1 protein-coding gene is annotated in these 403 nt (G+C 46.4%); it reads right to left on the bottom strand.

The features are described from left to right. A partial coding sequence (locus A0739_RS10520; protein ID WP_196755728.1) for a mucin-binding protein occupies positions 1-403 on the bottom strand: 403 nt, incomplete at both ends.

Genomic DNA, 403 nt, shown 5'->3' with positions numbered 1-403 from the left:
GTAGCTGGTGTCCATGGAGTGAAAGTCTTGTTGCCAGTTACACGGTCGCGCTCACCTGTACGTGTGAAGGCTGCTTCTTGTGTTACTGGAGCTTTCAGAGCTGGACGGCCTGCTGTTTGACCATCTGCGTATTGATACTTGATGGTACGTGTAACCTTCTTGTTGAGTTCTGCTGGATCCTTGATTGCTTCTTTACCATGACGAAGAGTAACCACAAATTGTTGGTCCTTCTTATCATCGTTATCGAAGGTCTTAGGTCCCTTGAACTCATCGTTCACCACTTCGTAGCCCTTGTCTGTCAATTCTTTCAGACGAGTTGCGTAGTTAGTAGTTCCGATTGGTTCACCTGACTTACCGCTTTCAACGACCTTACCAACTTCCTTGTTGTTATCGTCTTGGTCTA

The organism is Streptococcus oralis (assembly GCF_001588645.1).
In the GTDB taxonomy this organism is placed as follows: Bacteria; Bacillota; Bacilli; order Lactobacillales; family Streptococcaceae; genus Streptococcus; species Streptococcus oralis_AB.
The sequence above is the reverse complement of the archived record's forward strand: the minus strand, read 5'-3'. Positions and strand labels throughout refer to the sequence as shown.